The following is a 17,719-nucleotide window of genomic DNA, read 5'->3' as shown; positions in this document are numbered from 1 at the left end:
CGCGTCAGTCTACCTGCCGCACCGTCACGCTCCCTGAGCGACCCCCCTGCGCCTCAAGGGAGTCGGCCGCGGCGACGAGCGACCTTGCGCGAGCGTCGAACGAATCCCGTTCGCGGATGATCGCGCCTGCTTCGGTGAGCTCTGCCTCGTCCGGAAAGAGCGTGTCGAGGTCGTCCTGGAACAGTGCAACCAGCTCACGTGTCGTCCGAAACGTCTGCACCGCGGCGCCGAAGATCTCGTCGATGCCGTCGACGTCGTCCGAGATCGCGCGTCCGCCAGAGGCCACGACGTCATAGAGACGATTGGAGACGAAACCTTCACGTCGCATCGCCGGCCAATGATCATTGAGGACCACCGCCGCGCGCTCGTACAGGCGGGGGAGGAGGTGATTGGGAATGCCTGTGGCGGCGATCGCCGTCGCGGGGATGTAGCCGCGCCAATCCGGTCCGTATACGCGGACGGGAACACCAGCGGCGAGCGGTTCCACTACGACAGGGCGGGCGATGCCGCGCGCCGTGCCGACGAAGACGATCTCGTCGGTACGCGCAGCGCCAGAGGGGTGGAAACGGGTGACGTCTGTGCACTGGAGCAGCGGCTCGATCCGACGGTCGAAGAGTTCCCCCGCCTTTGCCGCCCAGCTCGTCGAAGCCGCGAACACTACATCGAAACCATGGACTTCCTCCCGTGTGATCTCGTCAGGGTGGCTGATGATCCAGAGCACCGATCGGCCTGTCGGCGGCGATTCGATCCTCTTCGGACCGCGCAGGGTAAGCGTGACATCGTCGAGGTTCGTCGTCGGCCGGTTCCGAGCGTCGTACGCATCGATGACGACCTCCTCCCCGAGGCGCCGCAACGCGTCCGCTATGCCGCGCGCGAAATGTGTGTCCCCCCACGACTCGCCCGCCGTGCCCGCGGGGGAGGCGGTCTTGATGGCCCATCGGCGACGCAGCCGTCCGTGCGCGCCTGCCGGCGCAACGCGACGGTAGCGCACGCCGCCGTCAGTTGTGCGATCCGCGACCGCAAGTCCCGCAGGTGCCAGGATCGCGTCGACGTCGGTATCCGGCGTCGCAGCCGCATCGTTAGGCGGAACATGCGCGTTCGCAGCCATCACGACCGTCTTGGTGAGCGTCCTTCCGGCTGCCGTCGGAGAAGATCCCGCAGGCCAGGCGCGTGCGGGGCCGGCAAGCTCCGGTACGTCGATCAGTGAGCCGACGCGGTATGCATCCTCAGCAGGGTGTCCGTTCAGCAGCGCAGTGCGACGCCCCTTCACGAAGACGGTTCCGGCCGACGCGATGACGCCGTCGGGTGCCAGCCACAGGGCAGCCGCGGGCCTCACCGAGCCCTCCCTCGCGAGATGGCGGAGGCCGTCTCCGGTGAGCTCGGCTCCCGGTCCACGGAAGACGGTCGTCAGATGAGACGGAGCCCCTGGCGGAACCGACGAGGCTACCGGATCGCCCCGCCGCACCGTGACCGCCGTCAGTCGCATCGCAAGCAGCGCAGCCTGTGCCATCTCCTCGAACGATTCTCCCGTGAGAATGAGATCGACGTTGGCACCCAGTTCCGTCGCGGCGATCGCAGCCAGCGTGAGCGCGCGATCGGGGTCCTGCTCCTCTGGGCCGAGCACGCAAACGAATCGCGTTGACGAGCCGCTGGGCACCGCACCCGTCGATGCGGGAGTGCGGGACGTCGTCGCGTGGATCACATCGCGCCACCCCACGCGCACGGGAGCCTCGCTGGGGCCGAGGTCGATCCAACCATTCCGGCGGGCGCGCCGCCAGGCGAATCCGAGCGGTCCCGCGGGGTCCTCCAGGGACTCGGGCACGGCTGATGCGAGCCCGGGCGCATCCCAGTTAGGACTTGTGTCGAGCTCGCTCCGGTCGTTCACCAGATATGCGTAGAGCGCGGGCACACGATCCGCGTCCGAGAGTTGGCGTGAGACCGTCCGCTCCATGAACAGCGGATTCAGGGCGAAGCCGGAGCGGAAGCCTCCTCGCACATAGCGCCTTATCGCCGCGCGCGATGACATGGCGTGCCCCTGGCCGGCGACGAACTCGAGGTCGACGATGTCGGCCCGTCGGATCGTGTTCGCCCACCAGAGCCGGTCGATCCCGGCGAGAGCCGCGCCGATGAGGGGAAGCGTTCTTGAGGCGCGCCACAACGCGCGTGCCCGGCTCAGCATCCCCCGAGTATAGGCAACCGTCGGGCTGAGGCCCGGTGGTAAGGTCGGCGGGACATGCGCCGACGAAGGGAATCGATGGCCGGCCAGCCCCTGCATCCTGCCCGTGTCGGTGTCGTCGTGCGAACCAAGAACCGTCCGTGGTTCCTCCGTAGGACCCTCCGCGACATTCTCGCCCAGGACTATGCCGACTGGGAGATCTGCATCGTCAACGACGGGGGACCTCCCGAGCCGGTCGAGGCGGCGATCTCGGAAACGGCAGCGGCCGCGCGACAACGGATCACGGTCTGCCACAATCCGGTCGCGACGGGTCGCTCAGCCGCGGCGAACCTGGGGATCCGCGCTCTGATGACCGAGTTCGTTGTGCTGCACGACGACGACGACCTCTGGCATCCGTCATTCCTCAGCCGGACGGTTGGTCATCTGGACGCGACGCCGCTCGACATCGGGGTGATGACACGGACCGAGATCGTCTACGAGCGCGCGGACGGTGAGGAATTCGTCGAGGTCGGAAGGTCGCCTTTCTGGGCGGACTTGACCGAGATCACGTATGCCGACCTGCTCCAGGTCAATCGAGCGGTACCGATCTCGTACCTTTATAGACGCGCGCTACATGACGAGGTCGGGTATTACCGCGAGGATCTCCACGCGGTGGAGGACTGGGAGTTCAATCTTCGCACCGCGCTGCGGCATCACATCGGCTTTTTGGGTGGCGAACCGCTCGCGTTCTGGATGCAACGTCAGGGCGTCCAGGGCGAGCTCGGAAACAGCATGTTCGCACTCGCCGCCGAGCATGAGCACTATGACAAACTCGTGCGCGACGAAGCCCTGCGCGCATATGTCCTGCAGAATGGCCCGGGGTTGCCGCTCTATCTGACCCGCTTCATTCAGGACGAGGTCTCACGACAGCTCGACGAGCGTCGATCGCTCGGGCAGCACCTGACCGCAGCTGTGCGCGACTGGCGTCGCTCACGCCGTGGGCGTTGAGCTAGCGATCTACGGCTGAACCGGTTGCGGTGCCGATGACGGCCGCCCATCTGCCGCGGGATACCCTCGAAACCGAGTCGGACCCGAGCAGGAACTGAGGAACAGGCCTTGAGCGAGATGATCGATGGCGCCCAGGTGTTGTGGAGGACGGTGCTGCCATCCGAAGCCGAAGAGTCCCCCGCCTCTTTGTATCTGCGGGGAGCCGGGGACTGCACCTGGTCGCGGGACAGGGTCGTGCTCGGAGAAGGTGCAACAGTCTCCTTCGCCACTTACTTCGGCGCGTTCCCGAGCGGGTATTGGCGGCATTGGACCGGACTCGCCTCCGTGCGGCTGGAGATGGATGTCGACGGTTCAGCCGACATCGTCGTGCGACGCACGAACGCGCACGGCGAGATCACGCAGGCCGCGCGGATGCAGGCCGCGAGCGGCATCGTCAGCCTGGATATCCGGATCGACACGGACGACGAAGGCGGCTGGCTCTGGCTCGAGGCAGCGGCCCCGAGTGGGAGAGCGGAGCTGCGCAGCATCGCCTGGTGCGGTGAGACTCCCGTTGTTCGGCCGGGTACCGCGACCGTCTGCGTCACGACCTTCGACCGGGAGGCCGACTGCATTGCTCTGCTCGCCCGCCTGGGTCGGGACGAGACGGTCAAGGCCGCGGTCGAGCGGATCGTCGTGGTCGACCAGGGGACTCGCCGGTTGGCGGAGGCTGAGGGCTTTTCGGACGTTGCGCAGACGCTCGGCGATCGTCTTCGTCTCGAGCGGCAGCCGAACCTCGGTGGCTCCGGCGGATTCAGCAGGGGCATGGTCGAGACCGTGGAGGGGGAGTCCACCCCATTCGTCCTGCTGCTCGATGACGACGTCCGCATCGAGCCTGAATCCGTGCTTCGCCTGCTCGAGTTCGGCAGGCGCACCCTCGCTCCTGCGATCGTCGGCGGCCACATGCTCAGCCTGGTGGATCCGACCAGGCTCCACTCGTTCGGCGAACGCGTCGCGGCGCGTGGATTCTGGTGGGAACCGGTCGACCCGACGCTGTCGGGGATCGATCTCGCCGTGCACACGATCGACCGCACGCCGCAGCTCAGTCGTCGCATAGAGGTCGACTTCAACGGCTGGTGGATGTGCCTGGTCCCGGCTTCATTGGTGCGCGACCACGGCGCGTCTCTGCCCTACTTCATCAAGTGGGACGACGCCGAGTTCGGGCTTCGCGCGGCAGCGAGCGGGGTACGCACCGTGAGTCTGCCGGGCGCCGCGATCTGGCACATGCCATGGACCGCGAAGGACGACGGACTCGACTGGCAGGCGTACTTCCAGCTGCGCAATCGCGTCGTGACTGCGCTCCTGCATGGCGGGCGGGGAGTGCTGGCCTGGTCGCTGGCTCAGGACGTGAATCACATCATCTGCGCACAGTACGGCTCCGCGCGACTGCGGAACACCGCGTTGCGGGACATCCTCTCGGGACCGGGCCATCTGGAGCCAGTGCTCCGCGCCGGGCCTGCGCGTGCAGCGGCAATCCTCAGCCAGCTCGGCCAGCGGCCGGTCGAGCGTGGGGCTGCCCCGCCGGCTGAGCGCGTAAAGGTCGCGCGCCCGAGCGGCCTGGGAGGAGCGGCCGTGCGGGCAGCGCGCGTCCTCATGCACCAGCTCCGCCGAGGCAACGACGGACGCCACGCAAGCCTTCGAAGGCAAGAGGGAAAGTGGTGGGCGATCGGGCTGCTGGACCTCGCTGTCGTCGATTCGGCATCAGGAAACGGTGTGTTCGTTTTCCAGCGCGACCGGTCGCGTGCGATCGGGGAGCTGAAGGCGGCCGTGGCCGCGCGCTGGAAGCTCTGGTGGCGCTGGAGGCGACTGGCGCGAACATACCGGGCCGCCGCACCGGGATCGTCATCGGCGCGCGCCTGGCGCTCTCGATTTTCCGGGGAGGCCCCCACGTCTCCGTAGACTGTCGTGGGCGCCGAAAGCGCCGGGAAGGCACGGCACACTCGTATGGATCTCCTCATCGTCGGATCCGGCTTCTTCGGTCTCACGATCGCCGAACGGGCGGCCGAGTCTGGGCGGAAGGTCACCGTCATCGATCGACGTCCTCACATCGGAGGCAACGCCTACAGCGAGGATGAGGCCACGACGGGGATCGAAGTCCACCGGTACGGCGCGCATCTCTTCCACACCTCCAACGCGAGCGTATGGGCTTACGTCAACCGCTTCACGACGTTCACCGACTACGTGCACCGTGTGTACACGACGCACCGTGGCGTCGTGTACCCGCTGCCGATCAATCTGGGCACGATCAATCAGTTCTTCCGGGCCGCCTACGGCCCCGACGCCGCCCGGGAGCTCGTGCACGAGCTCGCGGGGGAGTACGACGCACGCTCGGCTGGGAATCTCGAACAGCGTGCGATCGGGCTGATCGGCCGCCCGTTGTACGAGGCGTTCATTCGCGATTACACCGCCAAGCAGTGGCAGACCCCGCCGACTGAGCTGCCCGCAGAGATCATCAGCCGGCTGCCGGTTCGCTACACGTACGACAACCGCTACTTCAACGACACGTGGGAAGGTCTGCCCGTCGACGGGTACACCGCTTGGCTGGAACGCATGGCCGACCACACGAACATCGATGTCCGCCTCGACACCGACTTCTTCGACCCGGCGCAACCGTTCAATAAAGCCGACACCGTAGGCCGCGTGCCGATCGTCTACACGGGTCCGGTGGACCGCTACTTCGATTTCGCGGAGGGGGCCCTCTCGTGGCGCACTCTCGACTTCGAGCAGGAGGTGTTGGAGATCGGCGACTACCAGGGAACCAGTGTCATGAATTATGCGGACGCGGATGTGCCCTTCACTCGCATTCACGAGTTCAAGCACTTCCACCCGGAGCGTGCCGACCGGTACCCGAAGGACAAGACAGTCATCGTCCGCGAGTACTCCAGGTTCGCCTCCCGCGACGACGAGCCGTATTATCCGGTGAACGCACCCGAGGATCGCGCCCGACTCCTGGCGTACCGCGATGCGACGACAGACGAACCCGACGTCCATTTCGGTGGGCGCCTGGGGACGTACCAGTACCTGGACATGCACATGGCGATCGGCTCGGCGCTGTCGATGTGGAACAACCAGCTCGCTTGACGTGACAGACGACGGCTGGATCTCAGCGCTGCCCGCGCTGTTCGCTGCGGCGGCGTTCCTGCAGTTGCCCGGGCAGATCGCCCTCGCGCCCCTCCGCCTCGGACTCGTCGCGCGTACCGCCCTGGCGGGCGCGGTCTCCATCGTCTCCATCGGAGCGGCAGGAGTGGTGTTCTCGTTCGCAGGAGTCCCGTTCGCAGCGTGGCAGGCACTCATAATCGCCGCCATTCTCGCGGCGGCATGCTGGTTCATAGCTCGTCGGGCGCCGCTCCCGCTGGTACCTCGGACGAACCGCCCGGTGCCGACACTGGTGTCGTGGGTCCTGGCATCGGCGCTGATCGGCGTGGTCGCGTTCGCCGCAGTGCCCCAGCCGTCCCTCGTCAGCCAAACCTACGACAACGTCTTCCATCTGTCGGCCATTGCCTCGATCCTCGATCACGGGGACGCGTCGTCCGCGACCTTGCGTGGGCTCATCGAGACCGACCGTTCCTTCGCCTTCTATCCCTCAGCGTGGCATTCGCTGGCGACGGCGGTCATCCAGACGACTGGGGCCCCCATCGGGACCGCCGTCAATGCCGGCTGGCTCGCAACGACCGCAGTGGTATGGCTGCCCGGCGCGGCTTGGCTCGCTGAGGTGGTGATCCCGCGTGCCCACGGCACGACCGTGGCGCTGGTAGCGCTGCCGCTGGGTGCGGCCTTCGGCGCGATGCCGTATGCCCTGCTGGCGTGGGGAACCCTCTATCCCACTTTCCTCGCGACCGCCCTCCTGCCCGTTGCGATCGCCGTTCCCGTGCTGGGGTGGCGTGCGATGCGCAACGCCGCCCCGGCGGAAGGAGCACGCATCATCGGCTGGACGGCGGTAGGCACGGTGATGGCATTGTCCGCGGTCATGTTCAGTCAGCCCCGCGTCGTGGCGACGTGGGCACTTCTCCTCGCCCCGCCGGCGATCGGAATCGCCGGCGGGGCTTTTCGCAGGGGACGCCGTGCCTCTCTTCGCCGTACGGTCGGATTCACCCTCATCGTCCTCGCCGTCGTCGTGAGTGTCGCGGTCGCGGCGCTGTGGTATCTGATCGCGCGTGTGGATCTGCTGGAGCGCCCGGTGGACGATCGCCTCGGCGGGCCACAGGCACAGGCGATGCAGTCGATCTGGCAAGGCGTCTGGCAGGTGCTCTCGCAGTCGTGGCTCACCGGCGTCGGAGCCGCGCCGACGTGGCCGGCGTTGCTGCTCGCGGCCGCCGTGATCTGCGGTGCGATCGGCGCGTGGCGGGGCCGGTTGCGGTGGGTGATCGTCTCCTATGCGCTGCTGGCCGTCCTCTTCGTCTTCGCCGCCGGCTCGGACGACATACTGACGAAGTTCGCGACTGGCCTCTGGTACAAGGACAAGTACCGGCTCAGCTCGGCGCTACCCGTGCTCGGCGTGGCACTTGCGGCCTTCGGCGTGCTGACAGTGGCGGCCGCGATCGCGCGATCGAGACGATCGCGCCGGGTGGGCGTCGGTAGCGGCCCGCTCGCGGTTGCGCTCGCGTGGGTCATCACCGCCGCATCCGCGCTGACGATGGCGCTGACGGGAGTCTCAGCCTCGATCGGCGCCGTCTTCGCGCTCCCCGAGCATGACGCGGGGCAGCAGGTGGTGTCGCGCGCGCAGATCGAGTTCTTCGATGGGATGGGCGACGTCGTCCCCGAGGGGCAGCGCGTGTTGGGCGATCCTTGGGACGGATCCGCATGGACACTCGTCTTCGGCGGCGTGGAACCCGTCTTCCCCCACGTCAACGGTCAATGGGACGCGGATCGGCTCACCCTCGCGTGGCGGTTGGCCGACATCGAGGAGGACCCGGCGGTCTGTACCGCGCTGGACGCGCTGCGAGTGAGATATCTGGTCTACGACACGCACGAGTTGGGAGGGGGCGACCCATCGGGCAACCACTTCCCCGGTCCGCGCGAAGCGGTTGCAGCGGGGCTGTTCACTCTCGTCGCCTCGGAAGGATCGACGCGGCTGTACCGGATCGACCAGTGCGGCGAGCTCGATTGATCGCCGATGGCTCTGCGCGGGTTCCGCAGGCGGATGCGAGCGCGTGCCGCGATCTGGGCGAGCAGGGGTTGGGCGCGTTCTACTTCAGCAGGCGGCGCTTCGTCAGCTCTTCCAGTGAGCGCTCATAGGAGTCATCTGGGGCGGGCTCGTTCTGTACCCATTCGGCGAATGCTGCGACCCCCTGGGCGAAATCGACAGAGGCCTCGAAACCGAGGACGTCGCGGATCCGGCGGGTATCCGCGACATTGTGCCTGATGTCGCCGACGCGGTAGCTGCCCGAGATGCGGGTGGGAACTTCTACGCCGAACGCGTCCATGAGGCCGGTCACGACGTCCGTGACAGCAATAGGTACGCCCGAGCCGACATTGAACACCGAGCCTGCGGCAGCGGGCTCGACGACCGCGAGGTAGGTCGCCTCGACGACGTCGTCGATGAAGATGAAGTCGCGGGACTCCCGGCCGTCTTCGAAGATGTTGATCTCCTTGCCCTGGCGAATGAGCGTCGAGAAGATCGAGAGGATGCCGGTATAGGGGTTCTTCAACGACTGTCCAGGCCCGTATACGTTCTGATACCTCAGCGCGACGGCCTCAACATCCCGGGCGGGCGCGACCGTCATCACGAGGGATTCCTGCGCCTGCTTGGTGATGCCGTACACGCTCGCAGGCTGGATCCGAGCGTTCTCCGCCGTGGGGATCAGGGTGAGAGGACCTTCCCCGGGCACGACCACTTCGAATCGTCCGGCGGCCAGGTCGCGCTCGGAACGGTGCGGCGGGTAGACCACCTTTCCCCTCGCGGTGACGTAAGCGCCTTCGCCGTAGATCGCCCGAGACGATGCGACCACCACTCGCCGAACGGCATGGCCGCCGTCACCGATCAAATCCAGCAGCTTCGCTGTGCCGCCCACATTCGTGGAGACATACCGGTCGACCTCGTACATGGACTGCGCAGTTCCGGTCTCCGCGGCAAGGTGCACGACGGCCGTCGTCCCACGTAGCGCGTGACGCAGATCGTCCGCCGACGCGACGGAGCCGCGCACGACGTTCGCGAACCCCTCGAGGAACCGCTGGTGCGCCAGACAGGCCTCCGGGCCGCCATGCACCTGTGGGATGAACGCGTCCAGGATCGTCACCCGGTGGCCAGCTTCGTGGAACCGGCGTGCGAGATGCGAGCCGATGAAGCCCGCGCCGCCCGTAATCAGGACATGCTCAGTCATGGGACCTCCGCCGCGGTCAGGAGCCTCGCGCTGTGTTCGTGGCGGGCGAGTGGGACTCCCATACTAATGGTCCGTGATGGCCTGCTTGCGACAGGTGCCCGTGCCCGCGCGCGTCACTTCGGCGTCCGTGCCCTCGAGTCGAGGGATTGGCTGACAGGACGCAGCATTCGCGATGCTCCGTCCATCACGCAGACCGCGGATCAGGTTCGAGGTGCCGCGGAACGTGCGCTCGAGGCTCGGGTCCCGGGAGAACACGGACGGCCCGTAGACGTCGAGTCTGCGGTCGCGATTCTCGACGCATGCACCGTTGCGCACGCGTCGAGGGTACGCGTTGCTCGGGGGCTACACGTCGCTGTCCGCTATCGGCTCGTCGGCGTGACGCGCATCTCATCCAGTGATTCGCCAAGCGGCCCTGCGAGCATTGTCGAGACGGTGTTCGTGAGGTGAGAACCGGGCGTGTCCTGGTATACCACGACATTTCCGAGTACGGCCTTGCAGCCCGAGTCGTCGCAGAAGTTGCTGGTGAGATCGACGAACGGGACGCCGAGGTCTGTGCTGAGGGTCGGGATGGCATCCGGATAGACATCAAGTGCGTCAGCCCGTGAGGTTGTGCAACTTGCCGCGGCGGCGGCGGACCCCCCGCTGTTGTCGACGCACTCCTGCGAGTCGGCGGGGTTGTAGGGGACATCCGCGACGAGAACCAGTGGCACGCCCGCATCCCTCAGCGCAGCGACAAAAGCGACTCGATCATCTGCCGGCGTCGCCGAGTTCCTGAACGCGCTGTAGAGGACGAGATCGTAGTCCCCCTCAGCGATCGAGCCCAACCACTCCGGGCTGCCCGGACACGAGTCGCGAAGGCCATCGTCGCAACTCATACCGACGTATGTGGTGAGGCGCCACCCACGCTGTTCGGCAAGGGACTTCGCTGCGGGAATCAGATGAGCGGCGTGCGAATCGCCGACAATTGCCACGGAGAACTCGGAGTCAGGACTTCCGTACTCGCACGACAGGGGCTCCTTGCCTGCCATGTCGAAGCAGTCGTACATGACGCCGAAGTCCTGCTTGCGGTCGGCGACCAGTGGGGTCAGCGGGGTGTCAGGGGCCGTAGTCGCAGCGACGCTCGGCGCCGGCATCGCTGCCTGTTGCCGTGCTGCCGCCGCTGACGCTTGGTCCATGCCGACGATGACGGACCCCGTCAGTGCGGTAACGGCGAGCATCCCGACGGCCGCGGGATAAAAGGATCTGCGCACGGTGACTCGCCACACCGCGCCGAATCGGAACGGATCCTCGATCGTGATCTTGCTGACTGCGGCCAGCGCGATTGTGAGGGCGATGACCGCCAGCTTGCCGAACGTGTCCGGCGGCCGGCCGAGAACGAAGGGGGCGACGATGATCAACGGCCAGTGCCAAAGATAGATCCCGTACGAGATATCACCGAGGTAGGTGAGCGGGCGTATGCGGGATGTCGCTGCAGGCGAGAGTGGTCCCGGTACGTTGCCTGCCCAAAGGAACAGACACGTCCCCACCACAGGCACAAGAGCGGCGGTGCCAGGGAATGGCGTCGTCTCGGAAATGAGGAAGGCGGAGCCCAAAATGAGGACGACCGATGCCCATGATGCGGCCGTCCGGGCCACAAGCGCGCGCCGAGGTGGTGCGGTTTCAAAACCCGCGTGGGGGACGAAGGCAAGTAAGCCGCCAGCGGCGAACTCCCATGCGCGAGTCGTCGTGGCGAAGTAGGCGAGACCGGGCTCAGCGTGGGTCAGCCACAGCGAGGCGAGCAGAGATAGTGCGAAAACCAATCCGATCGCGACGAGCCCGAAGAGACGGATGCGTGTTTCGAGCCGGGCGCCCGCGGAGTCGAACGTCGATCGTCGGCCAACACCTCGGTGCATCTTTCGTGCCAGAAAGATCGCGAACAGCAGCAGGAGAGGCCACACGATGTAGAACTGCTCTTCAGCTGAGAGTGACCAGAAGTGCTGTGAGATCACAGGCTGCTGATCCTGCTCGAGGTAGTTCACAGAGCTGCTGGCCAGTGCCCAGTTCTCGACATACAACGCGGCGGCGATGATGTTGCGCAAGTTCGCGCGCCACTCGGATTGCGGGAGAAACGCCAGGACCAGCCCGACCGAGACCACAAGGACCACGCTTGCAAGCGGAAGCAGGCGGCGGGCGCGATTTCCCCAGAACGAGAACAGGCGAAGTCCGCCCGGTCGCATGCTGCTGCGCAGGAGGTGTGCCGTGATCAAGTAGCCGGAGATCACGAAGAAGACGTCGACGCCGACGAAGCCGCCTGGCAAGCGACCGGGCCAGAGGTGGTAAACCACGACGACGCCGACGGCGATCGCCCGCAAGACCTGGATCTCGGGACGGAAGCCTGACTTGGCCGCTTTGCGGCTCGGAACTTGTGCACTCACGATCGGAACAGGATGCTTCCACCTCGGGCACAACGAGATGGACTACCGGTGACCTCCACCATCACGCCCCTCCAGCCTTCCGCTTCGCGCCACCGAGCGGAATGCGCGGGTTCGTCCGAGAAGGATTCTAGCCGGGGCGGTTCTGGGAGAAGACCTGGATCGCGGGCGATCTGGGAGCTGGTGCGTAACACTCGAACGCGGCGCAGTGGACCGTGGCGGACGTCCTCTCAAGCGAGGCGTCGATGTAGTCGCCGCATCCCTCGGGCAACCTGGTGTCTACCGTCCGAATAGACTCGTCACTGTGACCACAGCCGCCGTCGGCGCCCCCGGATCCGCCCGGCGCTACCTCCACTCGCTGTGGTTGCTCTCGGCGCGCGACCTCAAGGTGCGCTACGCCACGAGCGCTCTCGGATACCTCTGGTCCATCCTCGATCCGCTCGTGATGAGCGCCATCTACTGGTTCGTGTTCACTCAGGTGTTCCAGCGGACGGTCGGACATGAGCCGTACATCGTGTTCCTCATCACCGCTCTGCTGCCGTGGGTCTGGTTCAATTCGTCGGTGTCGGACTTCACGCGCGCGTTCAACAAGGACGCGCGCCTGGTGCGCTCCACCGCTATCCCACGCTCGATCTGGGTCAATCGCATCGTGCTCAGCAAGGGCATCGAGTTCCTGTGCTCGCTGCCGGTGCTGGCGCTCTTCGTGCTCCTCTCGGGATTCTCCGACACACCCGCTCAACTCAACTGGGGCCTTCTCTGGATCCCCGTCGCGATCGCGCTGCAGACGGTGCTCCTCGTCGGGCTCGGTCTGCTGGTCGCGCCGCTCTGTGTGCTCTGGACAGATCTCGAGCGCACGACGAAGCTCATCCTGCGCGCGCTCTTCTATGCATCGCCCGTGATCTACGGCGTGGAGGACCTTCCCGGCGCATTCGCGACACTCGCTGCGTTCAACCCGCTCTCGGGCATCTTCGCCCTCTACCGAGTCGGGTTTTTCGCGGAGGAGTGGGATCCGTGGGTCATCGGCATAGGGGCGATCATGTCTTTCCTGTTCCTCGCCCTCGGGATCGTCGTCTTCCGGCGGCTCGAGCGCCCCGTGCTGAAGGAGCTGTGATGACCGCATCCGATCGGGCGATCGAGGTGCGGGGCCTCGGCGTGCGCTTCCGCCGCAATCGGCGGGGGCGGCGCAGCATCAAAGATCTGTTCTCGGACTCGACGCGACGATCGAAGCCGGGGGAGTTCTGGGCGCTGCGCGATGTCAGTTTCGACGTGAAACCTGGGGAATCCATCGGCGTGGTCGGACGCAACGGCCAAGGCAAGTCGACGCTGCTGAAGCTCGTCGCCGGGGTGCTTCTGGCGGACGAAGGATCCGTCTCGGTCAACGGCGGCGTCGCACCGCTCATCGAGATCACCGGCGGCTTCGTCGGCGACCTCACGGTGCGCGAGAATGTGCGCCTGACCTCGGGCTTGCACGGGATGTCGAAGGCCGAAGTCGCGCGTCGATTCGACGGGATCATCGACTTCGCCGAACTCGACGACTTCGTCGACACACCGTACAAGCACCTGAGCAACGGCATGAAGGTGCGCTTGGCCTTCTCTGTCGTGTCGCAACTCGAAGAGCCGATCCTCCTCGTCGACGAGGTTCTCGCGGTCGGGGACAAAGCTTTCCGTGAGAAGTGCTACCAGCGCATCGACGAACTTCTCGCCGACGGGCGGACGTTGTTCTTCGTGTCACACAGCGAACGTGACCTGCGCCGCTTCTGCACGCGCGGTCTTTACCTCGACAAGCACCATCTGGCGATGGACGCACCGATCGACGAAGTGCTCGACCGGTACAACGCCGACTATCCGACGGGCGTGTGAATCAGGCTTCAGCCGTCGCTGCCTCGAGCGGCGGCATCGGCTGCCACGAGGCATCCTTCGCGATCTTGCGTCCGTCGCGGAGCCCGCGGAACAGATTGGACGTGCCGCGGATGGTGCGCTCCACGAACACGAGTCGGACGAGTTCCTTGATGAACGTCAACGTTGTGCCGAGACCGAAGAGCACCGGGTTGTAGACCCGCAGCGACCGGTAATAGCGCTTGATGATCGACCGGTTGCGCATGATGTAGTAGCGGTACGCGTTGCTGGACGCGTTCATGTGGCGGATGCCCATGTCCCACTGCTTGATCTCGCGGGTGCGGCGCAGCACGAATTCGTCGACGATGACCGACTGCGTCTTCCGCGAGGCCAGCCAGCCGTACGTCTGGTCGTCCCAGTAGATGAAGAAGCGGGGGTCGGGTAGCCCGATCTGCTGCACGATGTCGCGATGGATGAACATGCCCTCGAAGCATCCGGAGTTCATCGGCTTGTACCCCGATGCGTCGAACGTCGCGGGCGCGAACGGGATCGGGATCCCCATGCGTTCGGCGACGCGGTACTGCCAGTAGAACTCGCTGCCGTCGTAGTCGTAGCGGCGGCCCTGGATGCTCTTGAAGCGGGGAGCCCACTTGCCCATCTTGGCGAGGCCGTCGGGGAGGACCTCGACGTCGTCGTCCATCAGCCAGATCCACTCGGAGCCGAGCTCATACGCGACTCGCATGCCCTCACTGAAGCCGCCCGAGCCGCCGGTGTTGCTCTCCATGCGGTGGTAGACCAGCGTCGACGGCTCAAGGCGCTCGCGAAACGACTCGACGACATCGGTCGTATCGTCGGTCGAAGCGTTGTCGATGACGACGATGTGACCGGGCTTCGGGTCCATCGTCGTCATGCTCGTCAGCAGCCGCGTCAGAAGGCCTGACCTGTTGTAGGTCACGACGGCGATGGTCGCGGAGGAAGGGTCGAACTGCGCGGCAGACGGAACGTGGGTCACGGGGATGATCTCCGGAAAACGATGGCTGGCGCCGAGACGTCGGGCCGGAGAGAAGCCTACCCTGCCGTCCCTTGCTCTCCCTGGGCGTGCGGCAGCCCTGACCCCTCCGCAGAACCCCCATCCCCAGCATCCGTCCCGCGGTCCAGCGTCTCGCGCCACGAACGCGACTGGCCCGCGCGCACCGCGCACAGGACGAGCATGAGCCACCCGAGCCCTGTGAGCGTGAAGCTCTCGAACATCGAGTCCACGAGGAGCGCCACGAGCATCAACGGCGTCCACGCGTACACCACCGACCGCCGCTCGCCGGCGACCAGCCAGGACCGCCCCAAGGCCAGCGCCCCGAGCGCGAGGAACAGCACCAATCCGACCCACCCGAGCTGCAGCGCCACGTCGAAGTACGCGTTCAACCCGGTGGCGTGATCCTTGTCGAGCCAGAAGTTGATGGCGTTGAAGGGGTACTCGCCCCGGTCCCAGGCGCCGAACCACCCGAAGCCCTGCACGGGCTTCTGGCGGAGGATGTCGACCATGAAGTTCCACAGCTCGACGCGCATCGAGAAGTCGGTGCCGGCGCCGAGCAGCGCGATGATCTGGTGCCGTGCCGTGTAGCCCACGACCACTCCGACCACGACAAGGGCGCCGAGAGCGAGCTGCAGGCCGGCGCGGCGCTCGGGCCGGGTGTGGCGCACGAGGGCGAGGGCGCCGACGGCGAGTCCGACGCCCAGGGCGAGCACGACGACGGTGGGGGAGTCGCTCAGGGCAGCGAGGCCCCCCGCCAGGACCACCGACGCCACTGAGACGCCGGGGCGCACCGACTGCGTGCGGTACTCGATGAGGAAGGTGATGAGCGCCATCACGGCGACGAAGCCGAGCAGGTTGCGTGTGCCGAAGATGCCCTGCACCGGTCCGAGCTCGGCGATCTTGCCCTGGATGCCGAGGAACGTGAACGGCACGTCGAGCAGGATGCCCGAGAGCACCTCGAGCGCGAGCGAGACGCCGAGGAGCACGCGCAGCACATCGCCGAGAGCGCGCACCGTCTGCAGCGTGTCACGGACGTGGCCGATCACGACCGCGAGGAACGCGAGTGCGGCCATCGACACCCAGTTCCAGAACGAGGTGGTGGCATCGCTCGACCAGAAGATGCTGGCGAAAGCCCAGGCGATGAACATCAGGACCGTCGTCGGCACGAGCCTCAGCAGCGAGAGCTCGCGGCGGCGCGAGATCATCACGGCGAGACCGAAGACGCAGAGCCCGGTGACGATGGTGACGTAGGTGACGCGGCCCGCGATCCGCTCGATCGCGTACGCCGAGAAGACGGTGGCGAAGACGACGAGAGTGAACGCGCGGGCGAAGGATGCCGAGGCCAGCAGTGTGCCCAGCCACCCGGGAGCTGCGGCATGCGGCGAGTCGGTCACGCGCCGCGCCCTGAAGCCCGGGGCCGGCGGTCCGCCGTGGCCGCGGTGGTCCCCGGCTCGCGTCCACCGGGTTCGTCACGCGCGACGGCCTCGCCGCGCTCGATCGCGGCCGTCTCCTCGGCGGGGCCGACGCCGACGTGCGGCGACTGCTTGATCTTGGAGCCGAGCATCACGAGGAACAGCCAGCCCCACAGCAGCAGCGGGCTCGACTCGGCCAGTCCCTGAACCAGGAGGATGGCGCCCACCAGCGTGGGCAGCAGGGTCAGCGGCGAGTAGGGGCGATCGGCGCGGAGGTCCCATCGCGGCCTGTCGATCGCGAAGAACCATGCGCGCCACACGAACGCGAGGTAGAGGAGCGCGAGCAGCACGACGCCGATGATGCCGAGCTGCATCGAGACGTCGACCCACATGTTGTGGGCCTGCATGACGAGTTGCCCGTGGTCGATGATGCGGATGTCGAACGCCGGGTCGGCCGTGACCCAGGGAGTCGCGAAGCCCCACCCGGTCCACGGGCGCTCGCCGGTGCGTGCCAGCACCTCCTCCCAGATGCCCTCGCGGCCCGTGAGGTCGGCGCTGCGGCCCAGGGACGAGAAGATCAGGTCGCGCGTGAGCCACAAGGCCACGAGTCCACCCAAGCCCACGACGACGTAGGCGACGTAGTACTTCGTGCGCTCGCCGGGTTTCGTCGCCGTCCTCATCAGCAGCACCGTGACCAGCACGACGACCACCGCGGCGGCAGTGAGGTACGCGGTCGCCGACCCCGCGCGCACGAACAGGAAGGCCGACAGCCCGATCCAGATCCACAGGAAGGTGCGTCGCGGGGCACCGGAGGCGAGACGGATGCCGAACACGATGATCGCCAGCAGGGCCACCGGGGCGAGCAGATTGGCGTTGCCCATGATGCCCTGGATGCGCTTGTCCCACTCGAACAGGTTGCCGCGCGACCAGTACTCGATCGGGTCGTCGGCCTTCTCGATGATCCAGCCCGGCATGATCGGCCCGCGGATGAACACCCAGACCCACAGCTCGAACACGAAGGAGAGCGCCACCACCCATTTGAGGGCCGAGGCGGCGGCGCGCACGAGCTCGCGCCAGGTCAGCACGCTGCCGATGAAGAGCGCCTGCAGCGTGGTGATCCACAGGAGAAGCAGTGTGAGCGCGGTCGTTCCGGGCCAGGCCGACCACGTCATCGAAAGCGTGGCCCACGCGACGTACGCGACCACGAACCAGGGCAGTCGCCGCCACTGCACGGGCGGCCGCAGCACGATCCACAGGACGGCGGAAAGAACGCCGCCCGCGATCGTGATGACCGTCGCCGCCGTCTGACCGAAGGCATTCACCCACGCGGTGCCCGACAGCGACATGAAGAGCACGAAGATGCACCAGCCGCGCAGCATGAGGTGGCCGGTGTTCTCGCGGACCGGCGGTTCCGGCGGCGCCGACGCCGGATGCTTCGAATGGACGGCCATCGCTCTCAGGTTACCCCGGGCGTTTCGACTCGCTTCGCTCGCTCGACGAGCGGGGGCGGC

At 66.6% G+C, this 17,719-nt stretch carries 12 protein-coding genes; 6 read left to right on the top strand and 6 right to left on the bottom strand.

Translation table 11 applies throughout. The annotated features are described in order from the left end of the window. Nucleotides 1-4: 4 nt before the first annotated feature. A complete protein-coding gene (locus Q9R33_RS01235; RefSeq protein ID WP_311292604.1) occupies nt 5-2,275 on the bottom strand; it encodes a glycosyltransferase in 2,271 nt (756 codons plus the stop codon). Here Q9R33_RS01235 and Q9R33_RS01230 point away from each other — a divergent pair. From Q9R33_RS01230 to Q9R33_RS01215, 4 genes are all read left to right on the top strand, one after another. Beyond that, complete coding sequence (locus tag Q9R33_RS01230) at nt 2,255-3,163, top strand: glycosyltransferase family 2 protein (RefSeq protein WP_311292603.1); 909 nt, start codon at nt 2,255-2,257, stop codon at nt 3,161-3,163. The genes Q9R33_RS01235 and Q9R33_RS01230 overlap by 21 nt on opposite strands. 117 nt (nt 3,164-3,280) lie before the next feature. Beyond that, a complete protein-coding gene (locus Q9R33_RS01225) occupies nt 3,281-5,098 on the top strand; it encodes a glycosyltransferase (RefSeq protein WP_311292882.1) in 1,818 nt (605 codons plus the stop codon). 45 nt (nt 5,099-5,143) lie between these two features. Then, the gene (glf, locus tag Q9R33_RS01220) at nt 5,144-6,280 is read left to right on the top strand and encodes a UDP-galactopyranose mutase (protein WP_311292602.1); all 1,137 of its coding nucleotides are present in this window, start codon (nt 5,144-5,146) and stop codon (nt 6,278-6,280) included. Then, nucleotides 6,162-8,306: a DUF6541 family protein gene (locus Q9R33_RS01215; protein ID WP_311292601.1), complete on the top strand. Its 2,145-nt coding sequence runs from the start codon at nt 6,162-6,164 to the stop codon at nt 8,304-8,306. Before glf ends, Q9R33_RS01215 begins: the two co-directional genes overlap by 119 nt. A gap of 79 nt (nt 8,307-8,385) precedes the next feature. On the opposite strand, the gene Q9R33_RS01210 is transcribed toward Q9R33_RS01215, so the two are convergent. Then, the gene (locus tag Q9R33_RS01210; protein ID WP_311292600.1) at nt 8,386-9,519 is read right to left on the bottom strand and encodes an NAD-dependent epimerase/dehydratase family protein; all 1,134 of its coding nucleotides are present in this window, start codon (nt 9,517-9,519) and stop codon (nt 8,386-8,388) included. A gap of 359 nt (nt 9,520-9,878) precedes the next feature. Further along, complete coding sequence (locus Q9R33_RS01205) at nt 9,879-11,933, bottom strand: acyltransferase family protein (RefSeq protein WP_311292599.1); 2,055 nt, start codon at nt 11,931-11,933, stop codon at nt 9,879-9,881. 301 nt (nt 11,934-12,234) lie between these two features. Here Q9R33_RS01205 and Q9R33_RS01200 point away from each other — a divergent pair, with 301 nt between their 5' ends. Together Q9R33_RS01200 and Q9R33_RS01195 are read left to right on the top strand one after the other, a co-directional pair. Further along, the gene (locus tag Q9R33_RS01200) at nt 12,235-13,041 is read left to right on the top strand and encodes an ABC transporter permease (RefSeq protein ID WP_311292598.1); all 807 of its coding nucleotides are present in this window, start codon (nt 12,235-12,237) and stop codon (nt 13,039-13,041) included. Next, entirely contained in the window at nt 13,041-13,790 is a 750-nt protein-coding gene (locus Q9R33_RS01195) for an ABC transporter ATP-binding protein (RefSeq protein WP_311292597.1), read from the top strand. Before Q9R33_RS01200 ends, Q9R33_RS01195 begins: the two co-directional genes overlap by 1 nt. A 1-nt stretch (nt 13,791) precedes the next feature. On the opposite strand, the gene Q9R33_RS01190 is transcribed toward Q9R33_RS01195, so the two are convergent. From Q9R33_RS01190 to Q9R33_RS01180, 3 genes are read right to left on the bottom strand one after another with little or no spacing between them, the layout of a single operon-like run. Further along, nucleotides 13,792-14,778 (bottom strand): glycosyltransferase, encoded by a 987-nt coding sequence (locus tag Q9R33_RS01190; RefSeq protein WP_311292596.1) that lies wholly within the window; start codon nt 14,776-14,778, stop codon nt 13,792-13,794. 56 nt (nt 14,779-14,834) lie between these two features. After that, entirely contained in the window at nt 14,835-16,190 is a 1,356-nt protein-coding gene (locus Q9R33_RS01185; protein WP_311292595.1) for an O-antigen ligase family protein, read from the bottom strand. Further along, entirely contained in the window at nt 16,187-17,659 is a 1,473-nt protein-coding gene (locus tag Q9R33_RS01180) for an O-antigen ligase family protein (protein WP_311292594.1), read from the bottom strand. Before Q9R33_RS01180 ends, Q9R33_RS01185 begins: the two co-directional genes overlap by 4 nt. Nucleotides 17,660-17,719: the final 60 nt, after the last annotated feature.

The sequence above is a fragment of the Microbacterium sp. PRC9 genome (assembly GCF_031844125.1).
GTDB lineage: Bacteria > Actinomycetota > Actinomycetes > Actinomycetales > Microbacteriaceae > Microbacterium.
The sequence above is the reverse complement of the archived record's forward strand: the minus strand, read 5'-3'. Positions and strand labels throughout refer to the sequence as shown.

Excerpts from the sequence above, each read along its gene's own strand:
- Q9R33_RS01210 (WP_311292600.1), bottom strand. The coding sequence starts at position 9,519 with ATGACTGAGCATGTCCTGATTACGGGCGGCGCGGGCTTCATCGGCTCG.
- Q9R33_RS01225 (WP_311292882.1), top strand. The coding sequence starts at position 3,281 with ATGATCGATGGCGCCCAGGTGTTGTGGAGGACGGTGCTGCCATCCGAA.
- Q9R33_RS01235 (WP_311292604.1), bottom strand. The coding sequence starts at position 2,275 with ATGCAGGGGCTGGCCGGCCATCGATTCCCTTCGTCGGCGCATGTCCCG.
- Q9R33_RS01215 (WP_311292601.1), top strand. The coding sequence starts at position 6,162 with ATGCGACGACAGACGAACCCGACGTCCATTTCGGTGGGCGCCTGGGGA.
- glf (WP_311292602.1), top strand. The coding sequence starts at position 5,144 with ATGGATCTCCTCATCGTCGGATCCGGCTTCTTCGGTCTCACGATCGCC.
- Q9R33_RS01230 (WP_311292603.1), top strand. The coding sequence starts at position 2,255 with ATGGCCGGCCAGCCCCTGCATCCTGCCCGTGTCGGTGTCGTCGTGCGA.
- Q9R33_RS01180 (WP_311292594.1), bottom strand. The coding sequence starts at position 17,659 with ATGGCCGTCCATTCGAAGCATCCGGCGTCGGCGCCGCCGGAACCGCCG.
- Q9R33_RS01195 (WP_311292597.1), top strand. The coding sequence starts at position 13,041 with ATGACCGCATCCGATCGGGCGATCGAGGTGCGGGGCCTCGGCGTGCGC.